This window comes from Xenorhabdus lircayensis, from assembly GCF_016306625.1.
GTDB lineage: Bacteria > Pseudomonadota > Gammaproteobacteria > Enterobacterales > Enterobacteriaceae > Xenorhabdus > Xenorhabdus lircayensis.
Genome location: NZ_JACOII010000021.1, coordinates 67,700 through 90,081 on the forward strand (window position 1 = coordinate 67,700; position 22,382 = coordinate 90,081).

A 22,382-nucleotide genomic window follows, 5' to 3' on the forward strand; every position below is an offset into this window, starting at 1 on the left:
GCAAAATATAAACAATTTTTTTTAATTCCTTCTTATTGCTCTACAATCAATACTTGTCATTCACCAAATTATACCGTTAATCGTCAAAATAGAACAAAAACAAAACAGAAATAGATTAGTATATATAATCAATTAAATTAGTTAGTGAAAAATAATTATATTAAATTCCATTTAATTATAAGTAAGTATATTCTTATACTGATATTATTCTATCTTATACATTTCATGGTAAGTATCCGTTAAATTTCAAATTGCAGCACAGCCAACAAATCAGCAGATTGAAAGATAAAAGATATGCCTGTCATCGCCCAACGCGATCACATACCATGCAAAAAAACACATAGATCATATAGATATACTTATACCTAATATATCTCAAGTTGCCACGCCGTGACTTGAAAGGTGGAGGGTATAAAAGTTTTGGAGACTAGGGATGAATTTACCACTCGTCATCAACGTGCTCGTTTTTATAGCACTACTTATTTTATTAGCAAAAACGAGTTCAACTAATTGGAGCTTGTCCAAAAAAGTTCTTGTGGCTCTAGTCGTAGGTGTCATTTTTGGGCTGGCATTAAACGTCATTTACGGCTCAAATAACCTTACCGTGAAAGAGTCAGTTAAATGGTTCAATATCGTCGGTAATGGTTATGTGCAATTACTGCAAATGGTCATTATGCCATTGGTTTTTGCTTCTATCCTAAGTGCAGTCGCGCGTTTACATAAAGCGTCTGCTTTAGGGAAAATTAGTTTTATTACCATTGGCACATTGTTGTTCACTACCGCGATTTCCGCTTTAATCGGCATCGTAATTGCCAATTTGTTTGGATTGAGCGCAGTAGGACTCATTCAAGGTACTCAAGAAACAGCTCGTTTATCAGCGATTGAAACCAATTATATTGGTAAAGTTGCAGATATGAGCGTACCGCAGATTATACTCTCATTTATCCCTAAAAATCCCTTTGCTGATCTGACTGGAGCAAGCCCTACCTCCATTATCAGTGTTGTGATTTTTGCGACATTTTTAGGTATTGCAGCATTACAAATGCTTAAAGATGATCATGAGCGCGGTGAGCGAGCTCTCGTTGCTATTGATACTATGCAAGCATGGGCAATGAAACTAGTCCGGCTAGTTATGCGCCTCACCCCATACGGTGTAATGGCTTTAATGACTAAAGTTGTTGCCAGCTCCAATGTTCACGATATTGCACAATTAGGTAATTTTGTCGTTGCTTCCTATGTCGCCCTAGGTCTGATGTTTGTGGTGCATGGTGGCCTTCTGGCATTCACTGGTATTAATGCTCTGAAATTCTTTAAAAAAGCAGGTCCTGTACTGACATTTGCATTTACCAGCCGTTCAAGTGCAGCAAGTATCCCACTGAATGTTGAAACACAAACTCGCCGCCTTGGTGTGCCTGAATCTATTGCCAGCTTCTCCGCTTCTTTCGGTGCTACTATTGGCCAAAATGGCTGTGCTGGGATCTATCCAGCCATGCTAGCAGTGATGGTTGCCCCAACCGTAGGTATCGACCCCTTTGATCCTTTATGGATTGCGACTCTTGTTGGGATTGTAACTATCAGCTCTGCGGGGGTTGCTGGCGTTGGTGGTGGAGCAACATTTGCAGCACTGATTGTTTTGCCTGCCTTGGGCCTGCCTGTCACCTTAGTTGCACTGCTGATTTCTGTTGAACCTCTCATCGACATGGGCCGCACAGCGCTAAATGTCAATGGAGCAATGACTGCGGGTACAATCACTAGCCAATTGATGGGGCAAACTGATACAAAAATATTTGAACAAGATGAAGAAGTAGCGTTAATCCAATCTTAATCTGATTGGATATAACCGGGCCTCCTTTGCAGCTTACAGTCAAAGGAGGCATTTTTATAACGACGCCTCCCCCAACTTCCTTAATACTACAGTCGTACGCCCCATTGTGGCATGATGGCCCTGACATTTTTTTCCTGAAAATACGGGGAGGTGTTCAATGCACTCACCGACTAATGCCTGGGAACAAGAACTGCTCTCACTCCATATTCGTCTGGCTCCCTTGTTTCACCATCCTGGCCCACAACAACGCAGCCTCGCATATCTCCGGGGGCTGCTCAGTGACGTTGAACGTAAAAATGGCTGGCAACTGGCGGAATGGATATCTGAGTTTCTGGAGACTAACTCCCTTATCATCCCTGCTACACGCGAAATCTATTGGGATATATACATTGAGTTTGGAAAAAATAAACACATTCCTAAAATTTTGATAGCAGCCCCCGAATTACATCAAATTCGTTTAAAAATATGATAAAAAAAGCCGGGAATCATAATGATTCCCGGCTTTTTTCGTAGTTTATAGTAGATTAAGCTCCTAATAAGAAGCCTATGGTATTATTTTATATATTCACCACTACGCAGAGCTTCAATGCGTTTATCCAACGGTGGATGAGATAAGAACAATTCGCTGAAACTCTTAGATTTACCATTAATACAGAATGCCATCATACGACCTTCTTCCTGAGGCTCATAGCTGGTCTTAAGACGTTGTAACGCAGCGATCATCTTTCCACGCCCAACCAACTTCGCTGATCCTGCATCCGCATGAAATTCACGATAACGGGAGAACCACATGGTGATAATACTTGCCAATATACCAAATACGATTTCCAGCACCATAGAAAGCACCATATAAACGATTGGATTACCATTATTGCTGTTTTCGCTTTCATTATCATTACTGGAAAGGAAGCTTGCAGCAGCCTGTGCAATGATACGTGAGATGAAGATAACGAATGTATTCACAATACCCTGTAGCAGGGTCATCGTTACCATGTCACCATTAGCGATGTGACTAATCTCATGCGCAATGACGGCCTCTGCTTCATCACGGCTCATATTGTTTAGCAGCCCCGTGCTAACAGCAACGAGAGAAGCATTACGGCGTGCCCCGGTCGCAAATGCGTTAATATCGAGAGCATCATAGATAGCCACTTGTGGCATAGTAATTCCAACTTGGTCCGACTGACGGCGTACAGTTTCCATCAACCAAGCTTCAATTTCATTGGATGGTTTTTCAATAAGTTGCCCACCAACAGAACGTAGAGCCATCCATTTCGACATTAATAAAGAAATGAATGCGCCACCAAAACCAAATAAACCAGCCATAATCATGAGGCCAGCAACACTACTTCGCTGGACTCCTGTAAGTGAAAGTATTATCCCAAACACCACCATGACGGCAAGGTTAGTGAGAAGGAATAAGGCTATTCTCATCATATAAATTTGCTTCCTTTAATAATCAAACAGTTCAACTAAGAGTTGAGCCATAAAATGGGGACTGAGCCCATAATATTCAAGTTTTTTAAAATGTTAAGCGATAGAATCAACATAACTTTACAATATAATAAAAAAGGCCAGCTATCAGGCCGGCCTTTTATCTATATAACGAATTTTAAAACTACTTCGTTACAGCCGTTCCAGCAGGCTGATGTGCCAAATCCAGCGCAATTTTTACCGATTCATCTAAATAAGGATCTGGCCCTTTATAATCTTTTGGTAAATCATCAAGTGACTTGAGCAGCTTTTTCCCTTCGCGTTTAAAACTCTCATTAATACGATTCAACTTGATTGTTTCGTATTCCTTATTTTCTTTCTCCCTTTGAGCATAGTTCAAAGAGTAAACGCCATTACGCTCTTTTATGACTTTGTAGTAAGCAATATCCTGTTTGATATATTTAAATTCAGGATCACTGATAATACGTTGGTTATGTAATTTAGTCAGTAGTAGCGTTAACTCTGAAATCACTTTTGAGGAAGTATAATACGCAGGTTGAATGCTATCCCAAGGTAACGCATTATCCTCTCGGATTTCACCTATTTCAGCAGGCTCTTCCCCTGTTGGCATAATCATATCAGGCGTTACGCCTTTAAGCTGAGTACTGCCACCATTTACACGATAGAACTTCTGAATAGTATATTGCACAGAACCAACCTCTGGCCAATCAGGTCTTAACATCTGATCATAAATGCGATTCAGGGGGCGGTATTGCTGAACGGTGCCTTTACCGAAAGTAGGCTCTCCTACAATTAACCCACGGCCATAATCTTGCATCGCCGCAGCAAAAATTTCAGACGCCGAGGCACTTCTATTGTCAACTAAAACGACTAGAGGGCCTTTATAATATATTGCCTCATCTGTATCTGCTTCTTCTTTAATTCTACCAGTATTATCCCGAATTTGAACTATGGGGCCAGTAGAAATAAACAAGCCAGATAGCGATACTGCTTCTGTTAACGCCCCACCACCATTACTACGCAAATCAATCACAATCGCGGAAGCACCTTGCTTGGTGAGCTTCTGCAACTGTACTTTTACATCATTAGTTAGACCAACATAGAAGCTCGGTATATCAAGGACGCCAATCTTTTCCTTGCCGACAGTTTTCACCGACATCTTGACCGCATTGTCTTCAAGGCGGATATTCTCACGGGTTAAGGTAACAATATGATTTTTTGCTCCTTTCGTGCTTGGAATGATTTCAAGGCGGACTTTACTCCCCTTCGGCCCTTTGATCAGAGCAACAACATCCTCCAAGCGCCATCCGACAATATCCACAATGGGTTTGCCTACTGCCCCAACACCGCTGATTTTATCACCAACTTTCAGTAAGTGACTTTTGGCGGCGGGGCCTCCTGCAAGCAATGAACGGATGGTGACATATTCATCTTCATATTGTAAAACAGCGCCAATGCCTTCAAGAGAAAGACTCATCTCTGAGTTAAACTGCTCTGTATCACGAGGTGAAAGATAGCTGGTATGAGGGTCTATTTCACGGGCGAAAACCATCATGATGTTTTGAAAAACATCCTCACTCTTGGTTTGCGTCAGGCGTTTCAACAACGTTCGATAGCGTTTGGTCAATGTTTCTTTGATTTCTTTATCACTTTTGCCAGATAACTTGAGGTTTATCCAATCAAATTTAATCTTGGCATCCCAAAGCTTATCCAATTCCTCAACACTCTTTGGCCATGGCGCTTTAGAACGTTCTGTTTCAATAGTGTCATGACCTTCTAAATCGACAGGTTGCTCTAAACGAGAGAGTACATATTGATAGCGCTCAAAACGGCGCTTTTGCATCAAATTAAATAAGGCATAAGGAAGTTTTAGATCGCTATTTTCAAGATCTTTTCCTAACGTGCCCTTTTGAACCGCAAACTGTGCGATATCCGACGCTAGAAAAACATTGTGCCCATAATCTAGTTGATTCAGGTAGCGATCAAAGATTTTTCCTGAAAAAACAGCATCCAGATAAAACTGGCGATAATGAGAACGAAGAAAGCGGGAAACAATCCGCTTACTTACAGTGAAATGTTGTGGTTCCGGCTTTAGATCTGGCGACTGATTCAGACTAATAACAGCTGTATTATTGCTATTAATGACACTACCACTGGTGGCATTGCCACTGCTGGCGACGTCGCCATTGTTAGTATCTGCATATCCTGTACTAGTAAATGATAGACCTAAAACGAAAACCAAAGTAATGAGTTTGTTCATGCCCAAGTTGGCCTCCGTATCAGAACTTTAAGTGTTCTGCGCGTACAATCATTGCCAAACCAGTGGGTAACTGCACTCTTACACCATCTTTTGCAATTTCGAGCACAGAAGCATCCATTAAACTTTTTCCTACATTTACTTTGATTGTCTGACCGACTTTCAAAGAGGATACGTCTGTGACTGAGTTTAACTCAGGCTGTGCAATTTTCTCTGTAGTTTTATCTGCTGGTTTACGCGATTGCTGCGGACGGTTTCGTGAACGAGATGGATGTTTTTCACCATCACCTGATGTCTTTTGACGGCGAGGAGCCGACTTTTTATTCACAGGGCGTTCACTTTTCTTGTCAGATACGTTTTCAGTTTCACGTTTCTTGGCACGCTGTTCTGCTCGTTGAGCCTGTACTCGCGCTTTTGCTTCTGCCAGTTGCTGGCGCGCATGTTCAATATGTTCAACTTCTAGCTCACCACATACATTCCCATCAAGGTCAACACGTTGGGCTCCCTCTTTAACACCATAGAGATAACGCCAACTGGAAGTATACAAGCGCAGAGCAGAACGAAGCTGTGTTTTACTTAAACACTCTTCGCCCTGAATACGTTCAACGATATCCTGGAAGATCCCAATCTTCAAAGGACGTGCTTCACCTTCTGCTACGAAACAAAGCGGGAAACGCTCAGCCAAGAAAGCAATGACTTCTTTACTACTGTTCAACTTAGGTTGATTTTCCATGAAATTTCCTGATTACAACGGTTTTGCCAATCAGCGCAGGCATGAACAGGCGACATTATAATAGTGTTGCTGATAAATGCCACGTCATACGTATGTTAAGTTACGTTCTGTTGTTGATATTTTGACACAACACATTGTTCCAAATGCTTACAAAACCTGATAACTAGCGCTTTTAAGCCATTTTCATCATTTTCGTCAAACCGATCAAAAACCGTGCTATCGATATCCAAGACCCCAATAATTTGTCCATTGATTTCCAGAGGAAGGACAATTTCAGCATTACTGGTGGCATCACAGGCTATATGACCGGGGAAAGCATGCACATCAGAAATACGTTGTATACTCTTATTTGCAGCAGCTGTTCCACATACACCTTTTCCTATAGGAATGCGAACACAAGCGTTCTTACCCTGAAATGGCCCTAATACTAGGGTATCATCATCCACTAAATAAAACCCAACCCAATTAACATTATCTAAACGTTCGTATAACAACGCACTCGTATTGGCAAGAGAAGCGATAAAATCATATTCACCTGATAGAAGAGCTATCAGGCTATCCGCTAGCTCTTGATAAAATTCATTCTTATCCATAAGCCCCTATGCAATAGATAATTTCTTAACAAAAAAACAAGATTTTTACATCTTGGTTTTCCTACCATATTTATAACAGACCACTTCTGAGAAAAATCTGTCGCCATGACGTAAATTTTTTCAGAAAACAGCCTGTCTTCCTGAATTTAAATTTTCAGTAATTAATTTTACCAGTATTTACTTATAAAATTCAGGGGAATATCACAAATTATATTCAAAATCAGTCTGACTTGCAGTCAAATCCGTGCCTGTGCCCTTGTTCATATTCTTATTATAAAACACCTTACTCAACATTCCGAATGGTTGTTTTATTCTCATTTGCTCATTATATATATGAGAAAATAAGATAATTTATTGAAAAAAGAGTAAAAATACTCTTCTCTCATGATAAACAAAAAAAGGCCGAGTTTACTCCTCTACTCGGCCTAGGGAAAATGGCTCTGTCAAAGAGCCGTTCACTCACTAAAAATTACCATTGAGACGTAGAACAACTTACCATTTAAAGCGTAGTTGACATGCTATGATTTACCAAATTTAACCCTTACCGGGCGGATAGGGTTATTAAGAGTATTAACTCACCATTACTTTTTATTATCTGAATGACCACATAAAGCCAAAGCTATTTTCTGGAATGGCTCAATGCTCATCTTTTGATTGGGGTGTTCGGGGTTATCTAAGAGGATCGTATCTAATAAAGTTGCGATAACTTTATTAGATTTCATAAGTTGTGTTGCTCGATCATTCAACGGATATTGCATCAATGTGCTGGGATTGATCACAAATAACGCCTCATTCGAACGGCAATCAAGCATCACTTCTTCGCGAGTGAATGCCCATTGTTTTCCAAACTGTAACTTGCTGATAGTTTGTATCGGTGCGCTTACTCCCTGAAAGGAGAGAAGCAAGAAAGGCAAAACCCAAGATATTCGTTTCATTATTATTCCCCTGATAGACATATGGCCTAATTTTATCGCTAATTTCCCTGTTTATGTACCCAGATTTGCATCAATCATTCAATTATCATACAGGAGGTTGCGTTGCAAAAATCGCCACACATAATAATGCAGTTGCCCCTAGAATAATCTCCAACCAACTATTGATTATCAACAGCTGATAGCAGCCTTGCTGCCTTAACCTTGGGACTAAAATATAACGATTAAGCAGTGCCAAAAGTACCATGCCAATAACAAAAACTATCTTCAGCCATAACATGGATTGATATTCAGAAAGAGTACGACTTAAAGTAGGCCAGCCAGGGATTAAAATCACACAACTCACAATTCCCGTCACAATCACCAGAAAAACGGCAAAATGCCCATAAAAGGAGAACCTTCTCATTGCTACTACGCTTTCTGAATATAGGTTGGCGGCAATATTTTCACTACTGCCTATATTTCCTACATATGTACCATTATATACATGTGTACTATTACGGTATAAATTCGCTTCTGATGCCTTTTTCAAACGCAAGAATTGCAGGCATAGTAAAAATGGCCACAACCCACCAAACCAATAACCAGCACTCAGTAAATGAACAACCTGATTGACTTGAAGTAATAGCCCTATGTTTCCTTCATGCATGGCTGCATGACCAATGAAAGCATGGCTGGATAGTAAGATAGCAGAACAACTCAATAACAGGAGATTTTTGACCTTAGTATTGGAAAGGAACAACCCACCAACAGCAAGAGTTGCAACCAATAACTGCCATTTCCACACTTGCCCAAAGGAAGTTTCCAATACAGCCAACCAAATGCTCGGAACATAGATATCAGGCCAGCCATCTCCCATTAACCCCGTCTGTACGATAAACCAAGCGATTGAGGTTATTAAAGCCAGCACGGTGCTAACTAAAACTCCAACTCTCAACCGTTCTCTTATCAGAGTCGAAAAATGACCAGAAACAAGCATCACAGTAAATAAGCTAAGGCCAAACATCAGCATGACAGCCGTAAAATGAGAGAAACGGCAGAATACGTATAGCGCCTCTAGAGAGATCATTATTTTACAGTAAAGCTGTAAACACCTTTTGTTTTATGACCATCGACAGAGAGCACACTCCAGTCGACACTATATTCTCCCGCAACAAGTTTGCCTTCAACTGGCAGGATTAGCTTAGTTTTGGTGTCAGAATCAAGTTCTAACTTACCTGTTTTAACCGCTGTCTTCTCTGGGCCAATCAATTTTACCTTACTGAACCCAAGCTCAATACGTTCTGAAAAACTTAGAGTTATGGCTTGTGGAGCAGCTTCAATCGTTGTGTTTTCTGCAGGAGTCTGATCTTTCAAATGTGCATGAGCCAAAGCCTGCTGACAGGACATACCGACAAACAGAACCACAAGAGTAGATAGTTTGGCCCAGAATGAACGGATGTTAAGAATAGACATATAGATAACCCTTTAATATACAGATAAATTTTTATACTTAAGCGGGATTCTATATCAAAAGATCGGTTTAATCTGCGATAATCGACGAGTAATGTCTTGAGCTGTGAAGCACTACTCAAAAATGCGGAAAAAAATGAAAATAACCGTAATTCCTGCCCTACAATAAACGAAAAAACGGGAATTACGGTAAGTAACAGTTCAGATTGATTTATTTGACTATCTATATGAACGGTGTATCAAGCATGTGCTGGTGCCATAGATAAACCTTTCAGATCCTTATCCAGCAAGAATAGTGACTTGCCACTCTCACCCACCATACCCAGTTTATCCAGAATGGATTTGAACAGTTTTTCTTCTTCATGCTGTTCGGCAACATACCACTGCAAGAAATTAAAAGTAGAATAATCCTGTGTCAACATCGCTACATGAGCGAGTTTATTGATCTCTTCTGTAATCAATTTCTCATGCTCATAAGTCTGATTGAATACATCAGAGATAGAGCCAAATTCAATAGGAGGGGCCTGAATAGCACCCAGTACAGGCATTGAACCAGTGTCACCCAAATAATCAAACAAACGCTGCATATGCTGCATTTCTTCTTGTGAATGCGCTTTCAGAAACGCTGCTGCACCTTCATATCCTTTGTCACTGCACCATGCACTCATTTGTAGGTATAAATTCGCAGAGTAAAACTCCAGATTTAACTGCTCATTTAATTTTTTGACCATTTCTTGTTTTAACATCGGCAAACTCTCCTAATAATTTATTAAACTCCACGTATTATGCCTATTAAAAACATATAAGACAAAAATAAAATAAAAATATACAACCACATGATAATTAATGAATTTATTATATTAAGGCAACAGGAATACATCTCATTAAATATAAGGAAATAAGAATCAGTTTTATTTAATCCAATCTTCACTCAAAAACTAAACATTTAATAAAAATGAGAATTAATATTATTTATATTTATTCGATGTTTTTTTAAACTTGTTAAATCACTTGCTAAACAAAATAGAGTCGATTAATTTTCTCCTCTAAGAAATAAGTTTTCAGAGAGGTCATAATGGGGCATAACTTAGCCAAGTTATCTAAAGATGAGATGGATAAGATCAATGTGGATTTAGCAGCATCCGGTGTTGCTTTCAAAGAACGCTATAACATGCCTGTCATTCCTGACACTGTTGAGCAATCACAACCACCGCATCTACGAGAATATTTCCAACAGCGCTTGCATCACTATCGCCAGCAATCGAGGTTTCTGTCACGCTTGCCTTACGAACCCAAAAGTCGTTGAGGGAGTGGGGGAATAAAGATAACCACCGTTTGATGGGTGGTTATCTCAGTTATTTTCCAACAAACTTATCAGTTGCCTTGATTAACTGGTGTAAAATGCCCGCTTCATCAAAAGAGTGACCAGCACCTTCCACAATATGCAATTCCGCTTCCGGCCATGCTTTTGCCAGATCCCACGCATTTTGCACTTGGCACGCCATATCATAGCGTCCATGTATAATGACGGCAGGGATATGTTTTATCACGTCAACATGGTCCAATAACTGCTGAGTTTCATCCATAAAACCATTATTGATAAAGTAATGGTTTTCAATACGTGCAAATGCTAAAGCAAATTTATCTTCTGAAAATGAATCCGCATTCTCAGAAGGCAGCAACGTTACAGTCTCACCTTCCCAGAGGCTCCATAAACGTGCGGCTTCCAACTGCACTTGCCGATCAGCACTCGTCAGCCGTTTGTTATAGGCTACGATCACATCTCCGCGCTCTTCTTCAGATAAAATAGATAGTGTACGCTCCCATTTCTCTGGGAAAAAACGAGAAGTACCTTCCTGATAATACCAATGCAACTCTTGTGGGCGAAGTAGGAAAATTCCCCTTAGCACCAATTCTGACACACGATCCGGATGTTTTTCAGCATAGGCCAAAGACAGCGTTGATCCCCATGAGCCACCAAAAACCAGCCATTTCTCAACACCCATCAAATTACGCAGCCGTTCAAGGTCATCTATCAAATGCCACGTTGTATTATTCTCCAAACTGGCATGGGGTTTAGAACGCCCACAGCCACGCTGATCAAACAACATAATATGATAGCGTTCAGGATCGAATAACTGGCGATGATAGTTTGCGATACCACCACCAGGACCACCATGAATGAATACTGCGGGCTTACCTTTCGGATTACCACACAATTCCCAATAAATCTGGTGTCCATCTCCTGTATCTAAATACCCTGTTTCATACGCATCATAAGCGGGATAGAGTTTCCGTTGTTCTACCATAAAGCCCTCTCACTGTTTAAACAAAACGGGATACTTTCCCAGTATCCCGCCCATATTTAAAGATAGCATGACAAACTATTTACTTTACTTCACTATAACTAATAGTCTTTTTTTGACAATCAATTGTGACGTTGTAACTTTTATCCCGTTTCGAACCCCGGACAATAAGTGGAACCTGCAATGCGTTTTCATCACCAGTAATATCGTTGACATTTACCCATGCGATCAGTTTTGAAGTTCCTAGTTGCTTTTTATCTTTATCCCAGCGATTAATACGATTTTGTAGAAAATCTTGCTTAACCTGCGCAGCAACTTGCTCTTTAGTTAAATTTTCACAGGAAATAAACTTCGCCATGCGCTCATTCTCGACGGCTGTCGCAGTAAATGAAACAGAAAGCAGAATCCCTGTACTCAATAACCCAATACGATGAATAAACTGACTTGTCTTCATATTACCTCCTATTACCATCCAAATAATATGGATTAAAAGTTACGATAAATTAACATGTAGTAGAAAGTAATTATGTAAGTTTTGTTAAAAATGCGTTGCAACTATTTTTCGTCATCCTCAAATAAAACACGGATCTGCTCACTACCCCGATGTTTTTCGCGTAATTCCTGAGCAACGATGGCAATGGCTTCCCCACTTCCCATTCCTTCTGAAATGAGCTGATGGATCCGTTCCACAGCAGCTTGCTGCTCTTCATAGGATAGTGATGGCATACCTGAAAACATGGCTATAACCTCAAACAGAACATAACAATTAATAGCAAACGACGATTATAGCCTTTTTTATCTCAAGTCAGGAGTGAGATTCTGTGATAATCTCCGCGGATTAATATGTTATTCATACCCAATAGATTTCAAGTTGCAGCGCAACCAACAGGGCAGCGACTTGAACGATGCAGGGTATTATTGTGAATTGCCAAACACCAACGCTGATTCCATCATGAAGATTGCATTACAAAAACGACAACTACCTTATTCTCCTGATCTTGCCACCCATTATTTCGCTCCTATTTCTGTGTCTCCCTGGGCAATTTTGTTACATTCTGGAGCTGCCGAACACCCACATAATCGATTTGATATTTTAGTCGCCGAACCCGTGACAACATTTGTTACCCACGGAGAATCTACCGAAATTAATCATGGTGGTGAGGTTTCTCTTTCTCAAGAAGATCCCTTTTTGTTGTTAAAAAAGTATCTTCATGCCTGTGATATCACCCCTCAATTTGATCCTGACCTGCCTTTTCAGGGTGGAGCATTAGGTATATGGGGATATGATCTTGGGCGACAGATTGAAAAATTACCAAAAATTGCCGCCGATGAGCTGAACTTTCCTGATATGGCTATTGGGATCTACGACTGGGGGCTGATTATTGATCATCAGCAACAGAAAGCCACGTTACTGAGCTATCACGACATTGATAAGCGACTCACGTGGTTAGAATCACTGCGAGAAAACAGGAAAACAGATTTTTCCCTGATAAATCAGTGGCAATCCAACATGACGGAATCGCAATACCACGAAAAAATTGCCCAGATCCATCGCTATCTACGGGATGGTGATTGCTATCAAGTCAATTTATCACAGCGTTTTCATGCCGATTATCAAGGCGATGAATGGCAGGCTTTCACTCAACTCAATGAAAGTAATCGAGCGCCCTTTTCTGCCTTTATTCGCTTACCTGAACACTGCATTATCAGCGTTTCACCTGAACGTTTTATTCTGCTGGAAGATAAACAAATCCAGACTCGCCCAATTAAGGGAACACTCCCACGGCTACAAGATCCCGCTGAAGATCAATTACAAGCTGAGAAATTAGCAAGTTCACGAAAAGACCGTGCTGAAAACTTGATGATTGTTGATCTATTGAGAAATGACATCGGACGGGTTGCCACTCCGGGGTCTGTCAAAGTTCCTGAATTATTTATCGTGGAGCCCTTTCCTGCCGTGCACCATCTGGTCAGTACCATTACCGCAATCTTACCTGATGAATATCATGCCACTGATTTACTTCGCGCCTGTTTTCCTGGTGGTTCAATTACCGGAGCCCCCAAAATTCGTGCCATGGAAATCATTGAAGAACTGGAACCACATCGTAGGCATGGATATTGCGGTGCTATTGGCTATATTAGTTTCTGCGGTACAATGGACAGCAATATCACTATTCGTACCTTACTGACAGAAAAAGGAAAAATTTACTGTTGGGCCGGGGGGGGTATCGTTGCAGACAGCATTGCTGGAAAAGAATATCAGGAAACATTTGATAAACTCGGACGAATCTTACCTCAATTAGGGGAACTTCATAAACCATGATATCGCTTTCTGACTTCATTCATCGGTTTCAACTGCAACTTCCTACGCAGCCAACGCATTTGGCGAGCAATCAACGGAATGCTGCGGTATTACTGCCGATTATATGTAAGCCAGAACCAACGCTTTTATTGACTCAACGATCCCAAAGCCTCCGTTCCCATGCGGGTCAAATCGCTTTTCCTGGCGGAGCTGCTGACCCTGAAGATCATTCTCTTATTGCCACCGCTTTGCGTGAGGCAGAAGAAGAAGTCAATCTTTCACAAGATAAGGTTCAGATTCTGGGGCAATTAGCCCCTTTAGATAGCATCGGAGGCTATCGCGTCACTCCAGTCATAGGGTTAATTTCCACTCCGGTTTCTTTTCGGACAAATCCAGCAGAAGTGGCAAGGATTTTTGAAGTCCCACTGTTTGATGCGCTTTCCCTTCCCCACTATCGATATTTGGACATAAAACGCTGTAACCGGCAGCATCGAATCTATTTTTATTGGCACCAGGAACAAATGATCTGGGGATTAACCGCTGCCATTATTTACCGGCTAGCACAACAAGTTCAAAATACGATCTAGTTTGAACGAGAAACACCATAAAACTGTGCGTTTCTTATCCATAATCATATCAATTGCTATTATAATTAAAAAAAAACTGTAAACTCCTTTATCAACACTACTAAATAACAGTAGAGTAGCGCGCTTTTTAATATAAATAACTATATCTCTTTCTTCTTAAAGGAGTCTGGCGTGATTAGCGTTTTCGACATGTTTAAGGTGGGTATTGGCCCATCCAGCTCTCATACTGTTGGTCCTATGAAAGCAGGCAAACAATTTGTCGATGATCTTGTAAACCAAGGGGTAATGTCCTCTATCACGCGTGTAGCTGTTGATGTATACGGCTCACTTTCATTAACCGGGAAAGGTCATCATACGGATATCGCTATCATCATGGGTCTGGCAGGTAATATGCCAGCTACTGTTGATATTGAGTCAATTCCTGGTTTTATTCGTGATGTTGAGCACACTCAACGTTTGCCTCTGGCAAATGGTTTACATGAAGTCGATTTTCCTCGCGATGGTGGTATGAACTTCCGTAGCGATAATCTGTCACTGCACGAAAACGGCATGCAAATCCATGCGTTCGCAGGTGACGAAAAAGTTTACAGCAAAACCTACTACTCTATCGGTGGTGGTTTTATTATTGATGAAGAACATTTCGGCAAACCATCTCAAGATACCAAGCCTGTTTCTTATCCATACAGCTCTGCAGCTGAACTGCTGATGAATTGCAGAAAAACAGGTTTGTCCGTTTCTGGCTTGATGATGAAAAACGAATTGGATTTACACAGCAAAGAAGAAATTGCTGAGTATTTCGCAGATGTATGGGCGACCATGCAAGCCTGTATCGATCGTGGTCTGAACACTGAAGGTGTATTGCCAGGCCCACTGCGTGTCCCTCGCCGTGCAGCAGCATTGCACCGTATGCTGACATCATCGAACAATTTATCCAATGACCCAATGAATGTTGTTGATTTAATCAATATGTTTGCATTGGCCGTCAATGAAGAAAATGCCGCTGGCGGCCGTGTTGTTACAGCACCGACCAATGGTGCATGTGGTATCGTGCCAGCCGTCTTGGCCTATTACAATCACTGCATTGAGCCAGTGACACCGGAAATATACATCCGTTACTTCCTCGCTTCTGGTGCAATCGGTATTTTGTATAAAATGAATGCCTCTATTTCTGGTGCCGAAGTCGGCTGTCAGGGAGAAGTTGGTGTTGCCTGTTCAATGGCAGCAGCCGGCCTCGCTGAATTGCTTGGCGCAAGCCCAGAGCAGGTTTGTATCGCGGCAGAAATTGGTATGGAGCATAACCTCGGTCTGACTTGTGACCCTGTTGCGGGCCAAGTACAGGTTCCATGTATTGAGCGTAATGCGATTGCTTCAGTCAAAGCGATCAATGCAACTCGCATGGCGCTTCGCCGTACCAGCGAACCACGCGTTTCGCTCGATAAGGTTATTGAAACCATGTATGAAACAGGTAAAGATATGAACGCGAAGTACCGTGAAACTTCACGCGGTGGTTTGGCGATAAAAGTTCAGTGTGACTAATATAAAGTATCAGTCATTCTTTCTATGATGAGTGACATTGCTGCCTATTTTTTACCCTCGCTTAGATTTTACTTGAAATAATATCCCTGTCATTTAGTAGGGATATTATTTTGGCTGAAACGGATCACTAAAGTACATTATTTTCCATTTCACGATAAAAACATTACAAATTTTTTATAAAAAAATTAATGAAATGTTACCGGCAACAGTAATAAAAACCAAAAATTGACAAAAACAAAAAATAAAAAAATGTTAAATAATATTTTATAGCTAAAAATCACGTTTTTTCCTATCAAAATAGCCTATCTTAATTTTTCTGACTGATAGCAATTTTCTTAAAGGCTTCAAATGATAAGCTAACGACATATTTTCTCATGTAACGAAATATAAAACCACGCGAAATGAAATATTCAGATAGATTTTCGATAAGATTTTATGTTTGTAACTATCATATTTATTGATAGAGAGTTCAATACATTAGAAATATTGAATGTGAACTTACAGTAGATCTGAGTTCAATTGTGACAGAAAGGGGAAAACAAGTGAGTATAGCCATTATGATTGGCACACATGGGGCGGCGGCAGAACAACTGCTTCATACCGCAGAGATGTTGATTGGGGAACAGGAGAACGTTTCCTATATCGACTTCGTGCCTGGTGAAAATGCTGATACGTTATTTGATAAATACAACAAAAAACTAGAACCTCTTGACACAGAGCAAGGGGTTTTGTTTTTCGTCGATACTTGGGGCGGTAGTCCATTCAATGCTGCAAACCGTATCGTGGTTGACAAAGACAACTACGAAATCATTACCGGTGTAAACGTCCCGATGCTGGTTGAAGCCTTCATGTGCCGTGACGATAATCCATCCATGGAAGAACTGGTTTCTGTTGCATTGGAAGCTGGGAAAGAAGGGATCCGTGCTCTTAAAACGGAACAAGCTGAAGAACCGGCAAAACCTGAACCGGCCAAGCCAGCAGCATCGGCCGTCGCACCTGTTTCAGCGCCTACTGTTTCAGCAACCACAGTAGGCGGTCATATGAAGATAGCCCTTGCGCGTATTGACGATCGCCTTATCCACGGTCAAGTTGCTACCCGCTGGACTAAAGAAACTAACGTTAAACGTATCATTGTAGTCAGTGATGAAGTTGCTCAAGATACTGTTCGTTCTACCTTGTTGAAACAAGTCGCACCGCCCGGTGTCAGCGCGCACGTCGTGGACGTTACCAAGTGTGTTCGTGTTTACAACAACCCCAAATATGCCGGTGAACGCGTCATGTTGTTATTCACCAACCCAACAGATGTCCTGCGTATCGTAGAAGGTGGCGTGACTCTTGAGTCCGTTAACATCGGTGGTATGGCTTTCCGTCAAGGAAAAACCCAAATCAACAACGCAATTTCCGTTGATGGCGCTGACATTGAATCTTTCGAGAAGTTGGATTCTCGTGGCATAGAACTTGAAGCCCGCAAAGTTTCCAGCGATACCCGTTTAAATATGATGGATCTGCTCAAAAAAGTTTAAAAACAAAAACAGATGTCATTTTACTAACCATTACTCAATAACAAAATTATTACCAAATTACAATTGGTTATAGGAGAAAAATAATGGAAATTACCGTTGTTCAACTTGTGTTGATATTCATCGTTGCCTGTATCGCAGGTATGGATTCCATTCTTGATGAATTTCAATTTCACCGTCCGTTAATTGCCTGTACATTAGTCGGCTTAGTGCTTGGCGATATGAAAACTGGCATCATCATCGGTGGTACACTCGAAATGATTGCTCTTGGATGGATGAATATCGGTGCAGCCATCGCCCCCGATGCAGCTTTAGCGTCCATCATTTCAACCATTCTAGTTATCGCGGGTGGGCAGGATGTCGGTGCTGGTATCGCTCTGGCTATTCCTCTGGCTGCGGCAGGTCAAGTTCTGACCATCATCGTCCGTACCCTGACTGTCGGCTTCCAGCACGCAGCAGATAAAGCAGCCGAAAACGGTAATCTTCGTGCGATCAGCGTTCTTCACATTTCAGCCCTGATGCTTCAGGCTATGCGAATCGCCATCCCTGCCCTGATTGTTGCTGTATCAGTAGGAACCTCTGAAGTTCAACACATGTTGAATTCCATTCCACAAGTGGTCACCAGCGGCCTGAATATCGCGGGTGGCATGATCGTCGTTGTCGGTTATGCAATGGTGATTAACATGATGCGCGCAGGTTATCTGATGCCATTTTTCTACCTTGGTTTCGTCACTGCCGCCTTCACTAACTTCAACCTTGTTGCATTAGGTGTGATTGGTATCGTTATGGCAATCCTGTATATCCAGCTTAGCCCTAAATACAACCAATCACAGGCAGCAGTTTCTGCTGGAAATACCTCAAACGACCTTGATAACGAATTAGATTAAGAGGATGAACAACATGTCAGAGACAACAAAAATGGGTCAGAAAAAGCTGACACAGAGCGATATCCGTGGTGTTTTCCTCCGCTCTAACCTATTTCAAGGATCATGGAACTTTGAACGTATGCAGGCGCTCGGTTTCTGTTTCTCAATGATACCTGCCATTCGTCGCCTGTACCCTGAGAATACCGAAGAAAGGAAGCAAGCCCTCAAACGACATATGGAGTTCTTTAACACTCATCCTTATGTTGCAGCACCTATTTTGGGTGTCACCATGGCAATGGAAGAACAACGAGCCAATGGAGCCGACATTGATGACGGTGCTATCAACGGTATCAAGGTTGGTTTAATGGGTCCCTTAGCTGGCGTAGGAGACCCTATCTTCTGGGGAACCGTGCGTCCGGTATTTGCGGCCCTTGGTGCAGGTATTGCCATGAGTGGTAGCCTGATGGGACCCATTCTATTTTTCATCCTGTTTAACTTAGTACGATTACTCACCCGCTACTTCGGCGTAGCTTATGGTTATAAAAAGGGACTGGATATCGTTAAGGACATGGGCGGTGGCTTCTTGCAGAAAATGACGGAAGGAGCGTCAATTCTCGGCTTGTTTGTCATGGGTGCACTGGTCAATAAATGGACCAAAGTGAATATTCCGCTAGTAGTTTCTGAAGTGCCTGATCCTATCACGGGTGAGGTAAAGGTCACTACAGTTCAAACCATTCTTGACCAATTAATGCCCGGCCTAATGCCATTGTTATTAACATTCGGTTGTATGTGGTTACTGCGGAAGAAAGTAAATCCGCTGTGGATCATTGTAGGCTTTTTCGTTCTGGGGATCGTCGGCTTCCATTTTGGTTTCCTCGGCTAAATCTGATATTCCTGCATGATATCAATACAATGGGGAGGTAAAACCTCCCCATTTCTTTATTGAAAAAGCAAATATACTATAAAGCTCCCATGTGCTATATAGCTATATGAAAAATAGAGATTAAAAATGAGCTTGAATGATATTATCCTAATAGTTTTGATTGTATTAATGCTCGCTTTTGCGATTTATGATGAATTTATTATCAATCAGCTCAAAGGCAAAACGTTGTTAAAAATAAAACTCAAAAGAAAACAGCGGATTGATGCCCTGATCTTTATCGTCTTGATTGCCATCATTATTTATAATAATGTCACATTGCACGGTAGTCAGTTCACCACCTATTTATTATCATTCATTATCTTGGTGACATTACATCTGGGTTATATTCGCTCACCAAAATTGATCTTAAAAAAACATGGTCTTTATTATGCCAACCGTTTTTTTTCTTATGAAAGTATTAAGGCAATGAATTTATCTGAAGATGGTATTCTCATGATGGAGTTAGAACATAATAAAATATATCTCTCCGTCACAAAACTGGATGACTTAGAGAAAATTTATCAGTTTCTTGTGAACAATAGATAATGATAACTATTATCAATTTCATATTTAAAATATAACAAAATATTTTTTGCCTTTTACTCTGAATATGATATCGTCCGTTTCAGTCATTGGGGAGTAGCCTGTTCCAGAGAGTCTCTGGAAAATTCGTATCAACATACTCGTTTAAAATAAAACGTGGTACGAATGCCTAAAGAGCCTGATAAGATAGAGGCTCTAAATCGGTTGGCAAGACCATAGACACATAACAGCACCATTTGGTTGGGGGTCGGTTATGTGTATATGGAATCACCCAACCGAGACTGTTTTGATGAATCTCTATGCAACACTTATTCTCGCACTAGCACTTTCTATGGATGCTTTTGCCGCTGCAGTCGGAAAAGGAGCCTCCCTTCATCGCCCCCATTTCCGTGAAGCCATCCGCACAGGTATCATCTTTGGTCTGGTTGAAGCTTGTACCCCTTTAATCGGTTGGTCATTGGGACTGTATGCCAGCCAATATATTATAGAGTGGGATCATTGGATTGCTTTTTCATTACTGTTCATTCTTGGCTGTCGCATGATTATTGAAAGTTTCAAGAATGAGCCTGAAACCGCCTGTAAAACCATTCCTCAACGTCATAGTTCAGTGACATTATTTCTCACTGCGATTGCAACTAGTCTGGATGCCATGGCAATTGGTGTCGGCCTTGCCTTCCTACAAGTTGATATTCTGCATACAGCCATGGCGATCGGGCTCATGACCATGATTATGGCCACACTGGGAATGTTAATCGGTCGTTATATTGGACCTCTGTTGGGTAAAAGGGCCGAATTGATTGGTGGATTGATATTAATTATCATTGGTTTAAATATATTATTCGAGCATCTTAAACTATTTATGTATGCGGAATAATTTCTTATCTCAATCCAATTCTCTGAAATAGATAATCTGGAGTAAATAGTAAGAATATATTTACTCCAGATTTAATGCTTAATAAAATAATTGTAAGACTATTGCTATCAAATACGTCGATATACTTTCAACGTGAAATCCGCTTCACAATTAAATCGCTCTTTAGATATCAAATCAACTTTAACTTCTTCTGAAGCCGGCCAAGCAAAAGGTGTCATCTGCAATAAATTATGGGCTTGTTCACCATCCAATGACATTGCATATACCAGCGTTTCCGTCGTAATTAATTCAAATCCTTCCCATTGTTCATGATTTTCAGGATGTAAATGCACCTCCTGGTAAATCAACTCCTTCAATTGATACAGATGACGTGGGCCTGGCGTCACCGTCAAAACAATACCATGTGGTTTTACCACACGAGCTAATTCTGTTGCTTTGCAGGGGGCGTAAATCCGAAAAATACCGTTCAGTGAGCTATCCAAAAATGGTAGCCGGTGGCTGGATGCCACGCAAAAATTAACATTAGGGTAACGTTTAGCACCATAACGAACCGCAACCTTCGCCACATCCAATCCATACACCGCTAAATTTCGATGAAAATTTAATTGTTCCTGCACCGCAGCCGTGTAATAGCCTTCACCGCAACCAATATCCAGTAGAGTTTCAGCACTTTCTGGCAAATATTCGTTAAGCAGATCAATGACCTTTTGTTGCAGCGCCCGATAATGACCAGAATGCAAAAATGCCCTTCTCGCCTGCATCATCTCCACACTATCACCCGGCTCTTTAGAGCGTTTATGCTGAACGGGCAGCAAATTGACGTACCCTTCTTTTGCGCAATCAAACTGGTGGTTGTTTTCGCAACGCCATTGATGGTGAGCAAACAGTAATGGTGAGTGGCATAAAGGACATTGATAAGACATAACATTCCGATGAGATAGGAAAAAATCAGGGGCGTACTATACCATGTTTTACACGCCATATTTTACTAAATTGGGGAAACTAGGTTGACTATTCCCAACACTAAATTTAGTGTCTTTGATTACAATACAATCACATTTTGTTCACAAGACGAGAGCGATATGCCATTTGACGATTTAGAGACTAAGCGGCTTCTATTAAAAAAATTAGCTTATGATGACGCCACTCAAATTCAGCAAAAATTCCCTCATTGGGATATTGTCAAATACTTAGATAACCGCGCAGTTCCTTGGCCCTATCCCGACGATGGCGCAGAATACTTCATCAACAAAGTTGCTCTGCCTACAATACAAGCTGGAAAAGCATGGCTATGGTCTATTAGGGCCAAGATCCATCCTGATGAGTTGATTGGTGTGATCGGATTATATGATAAGCAGGATAACAATAGAGGTTTTTGGCTATCTCTGGAACATCAAGGCCAAGGGTTAATGCGCGAAGCCTGTGAAAAAGTCACTAATTATTGGTTTCACACCTTGGAACAACCCATCCTTAGAACACAAAAAGCCAGTATTAATCAGCGTTCAAAAAGAATCTCATTGGCACAAGGGGCCAGACTGTTAAGAGTGGAAGAAAAAGAATATGTATCAGGAAAATATGACTGTGAATTTTGGGAAATAACCAGAGATGAATGGGATAACCGAAACGCTATTCTTGATATAGGTGACTAAATATAACAATGAGCTGATTCATTTAATACA

23 protein-coding genes, 1 pseudogene and 1 riboswitch are annotated in these 22,382 nt (G+C 41.1%); of the genes and pseudogenes, 12 read left to right on the forward strand and 12 right to left on the reverse strand.

Annotated features, from left to right (window positions below):
- Positions 1–433 precede the first annotated feature (433 nt).
- A complete protein-coding gene (locus H8A87_RS03875; protein WP_198688673.1) occupies positions 434–1,825 on the forward strand; it encodes an L-cystine transporter in 1,392 nt (463 codons plus the stop codon).
- Between the two features lie 157 nt (positions 1,826–1,982).
- A pseudogene (locus H8A87_RS20605) lies at positions 1,983–2,153 on the forward strand (IS701 family transposase); the annotation flags it as partial.
- A gap of 224 nt (positions 2,154–2,377) precedes the next feature.
- Here the strand turns inward: H8A87_RS20605 and htpX are convergent.
- The 8 genes from htpX to ftnA form a co-directional block, all read right to left on the reverse strand.
- Positions 2,378–3,262: a protease HtpX gene (gene htpX, locus H8A87_RS03885; protein ID WP_198688674.1), complete on the reverse strand. Its 885-nt coding sequence runs from the start codon at positions 3,260–3,262 to the stop codon at positions 2,378–2,380.
- 181 nt (positions 3,263–3,443) lie between these two features.
- A complete protein-coding gene (prc, locus tag H8A87_RS03890; protein ID WP_198688675.1) occupies positions 3,444–5,540 on the reverse strand; it encodes a carboxy terminal-processing peptidase in 2,097 nt (698 codons plus the stop codon).
- 19 nt (positions 5,541–5,559) lie between these two features.
- Positions 5,560–6,270: an RNA chaperone ProQ gene (gene proQ / locus H8A87_RS03895; RefSeq protein WP_198688676.1), complete on the reverse strand. Its 711-nt coding sequence runs from the start codon at positions 6,268–6,270 to the stop codon at positions 5,560–5,562.
- Between the two features lie 95 nt (positions 6,271–6,365).
- Positions 6,366–6,863: a GAF domain-containing protein gene (locus H8A87_RS03900; protein WP_198688677.1), complete on the reverse strand. Its 498-nt coding sequence runs from the start codon at positions 6,861–6,863 to the stop codon at positions 6,366–6,368.
- 581 nt (positions 6,864–7,444) lie between these two features.
- Positions 7,445–7,798, reverse strand: coding sequence for a YebY family protein (locus tag H8A87_RS03905; protein ID WP_198688678.1), 354 nt, complete (start codon positions 7,796–7,798; stop codon positions 7,445–7,447).
- An 85-nt stretch (positions 7,799–7,883) separates the two neighbouring features.
- Entirely contained in the window at positions 7,884–8,864 is a 981-nt protein-coding gene (locus H8A87_RS03910) for a CopD family protein (RefSeq protein WP_198688679.1), read from the reverse strand.
- Positions 8,864–9,250, reverse strand: coding sequence for a copper homeostasis periplasmic binding protein CopC (gene copC / locus H8A87_RS03915; RefSeq protein WP_198688680.1), 387 nt, complete (start codon positions 9,248–9,250; stop codon positions 8,864–8,866). Before copC ends, H8A87_RS03910 begins: the two co-directional genes overlap by 1 nt.
- Before the next feature lie 236 nt (positions 9,251–9,486).
- Positions 9,487–9,993, reverse strand: coding sequence for a non-heme ferritin (gene ftnA / locus H8A87_RS03920; RefSeq protein ID WP_198688681.1), 507 nt, complete (start codon positions 9,991–9,993; stop codon positions 9,487–9,489).
- 329 nt (positions 9,994–10,322) lie between these two features.
- On the opposite strand from ftnA, the gene H8A87_RS03925 reads away from it, so the two are divergent.
- Positions 10,323–10,553, forward strand: coding sequence for a DNA polymerase III subunit theta (locus tag H8A87_RS03925; RefSeq protein WP_198688682.1), 231 nt, complete (start codon positions 10,323–10,325; stop codon positions 10,551–10,553).
- A 49-nt stretch (positions 10,554–10,602) separates the two neighbouring features.
- Here the strand turns inward: H8A87_RS03925 and pip are convergent, their stop codons facing one another.
- From pip to H8A87_RS03940, 3 genes are all read right to left on the reverse strand, one after another.
- Positions 10,603–11,556, reverse strand: coding sequence for a prolyl aminopeptidase (gene pip / locus H8A87_RS03930; protein WP_198688683.1), 954 nt, complete (start codon positions 11,554–11,556; stop codon positions 10,603–10,605).
- 79 nt (positions 11,557–11,635) lie between these two features.
- On the reverse strand, positions 11,636–12,007 hold the full coding sequence (gene yebF / locus H8A87_RS03935; protein WP_198688684.1) for a protein YebF: 372 nt from the start codon (positions 12,005–12,007) through the stop codon (positions 11,636–11,638).
- A 101-nt stretch (positions 12,008–12,108) separates the two neighbouring features.
- A complete protein-coding gene (locus H8A87_RS03940) occupies positions 12,109–12,291 on the reverse strand; it encodes a YoaH family protein (RefSeq protein WP_198688685.1) in 183 nt (60 codons plus the stop codon).
- Positions 12,292–12,505: 214 nt separating this feature from the next.
- Between H8A87_RS03940 and pabB the strand changes: the two genes are divergently transcribed.
- From pabB to mntP, 8 genes are all read left to right on the forward strand, one after another.
- Positions 12,506–13,876, forward strand: a complete 1,371-nt coding sequence (gene pabB / locus H8A87_RS03945) for an aminodeoxychorismate synthase component 1 (protein ID WP_198688758.1) — start codon at positions 12,506–12,508, stop codon at positions 13,874–13,876.
- Positions 13,873–14,442 carry a CoA pyrophosphatase gene (locus H8A87_RS03950; RefSeq protein WP_198688686.1) on the forward strand — a complete coding sequence of 190 codons (570 nt, stop codon included), beginning with the start codon at positions 13,873–13,875 and terminating at the stop codon, positions 14,440–14,442. The genes pabB and H8A87_RS03950 overlap by 4 nt, the downstream gene beginning before the upstream one ends.
- A gap of 171 nt (positions 14,443–14,613) precedes the next feature.
- A complete protein-coding gene (locus tag H8A87_RS03955; RefSeq protein ID WP_198688687.1) occupies positions 14,614–15,978 on the forward strand; it encodes an L-serine ammonia-lyase in 1,365 nt (454 codons plus the stop codon).
- A 542-nt stretch (positions 15,979–16,520) separates the two neighbouring features.
- Entirely contained in the window at positions 16,521–17,501 is a 981-nt protein-coding gene (gene manX, locus H8A87_RS03960; protein ID WP_198688688.1) for a PTS mannose transporter subunit IIAB, read from the forward strand.
- A gap of 83 nt (positions 17,502–17,584) precedes the next feature.
- Entirely contained in the window at positions 17,585–18,385 is an 801-nt protein-coding gene (locus H8A87_RS03965) for a PTS mannose/fructose/sorbose transporter subunit IIC (protein ID WP_198688689.1), read from the forward strand.
- Positions 18,386–18,398: 13 nt separating this feature from the next.
- Positions 18,399–19,247 (forward strand): PTS mannose transporter subunit IID, encoded by an 849-nt coding sequence (locus H8A87_RS03970; RefSeq protein WP_408646859.1) that lies wholly within the window; start codon positions 18,399–18,401, stop codon positions 19,245–19,247.
- A gap of 126 nt (positions 19,248–19,373) precedes the next feature.
- Complete coding sequence (locus H8A87_RS03975; protein WP_198688691.1) at positions 19,374–19,832, forward strand: DUF986 family protein; 459 nt, start codon at positions 19,374–19,376, stop codon at positions 19,830–19,832.
- 74 nt (positions 19,833–19,906) lie between these two features.
- Positions 19,907–20,024: riboswitch (yybP-ykoY riboswitch) on the forward strand.
- A gap of 94 nt (positions 20,025–20,118) precedes the next feature.
- A complete protein-coding gene (mntP, locus tag H8A87_RS03980) occupies positions 20,119–20,703 on the forward strand; it encodes a manganese efflux pump MntP (RefSeq protein WP_198688759.1) in 585 nt (194 codons plus the stop codon).
- Positions 20,704–20,810: 107 nt separating this feature from the next.
- On the opposite strand, the gene rlmA is transcribed toward mntP, so the two are convergent.
- Positions 20,811–21,626, reverse strand: coding sequence for a 23S rRNA (guanine(745)-N(1))-methyltransferase (rlmA, locus tag H8A87_RS03985; protein ID WP_198688692.1), 816 nt, complete (start codon positions 21,624–21,626; stop codon positions 20,811–20,813).
- Positions 21,627–21,785: 159 nt separating this feature from the next.
- Between rlmA and H8A87_RS03990 the strand changes: the two genes are divergently transcribed.
- Entirely contained in the window at positions 21,786–22,352 is a 567-nt protein-coding gene (locus tag H8A87_RS03990; RefSeq protein WP_198688760.1) for a GNAT family N-acetyltransferase, read from the forward strand.
- Positions 22,353–22,382 lie beyond the last annotated feature (30 nt).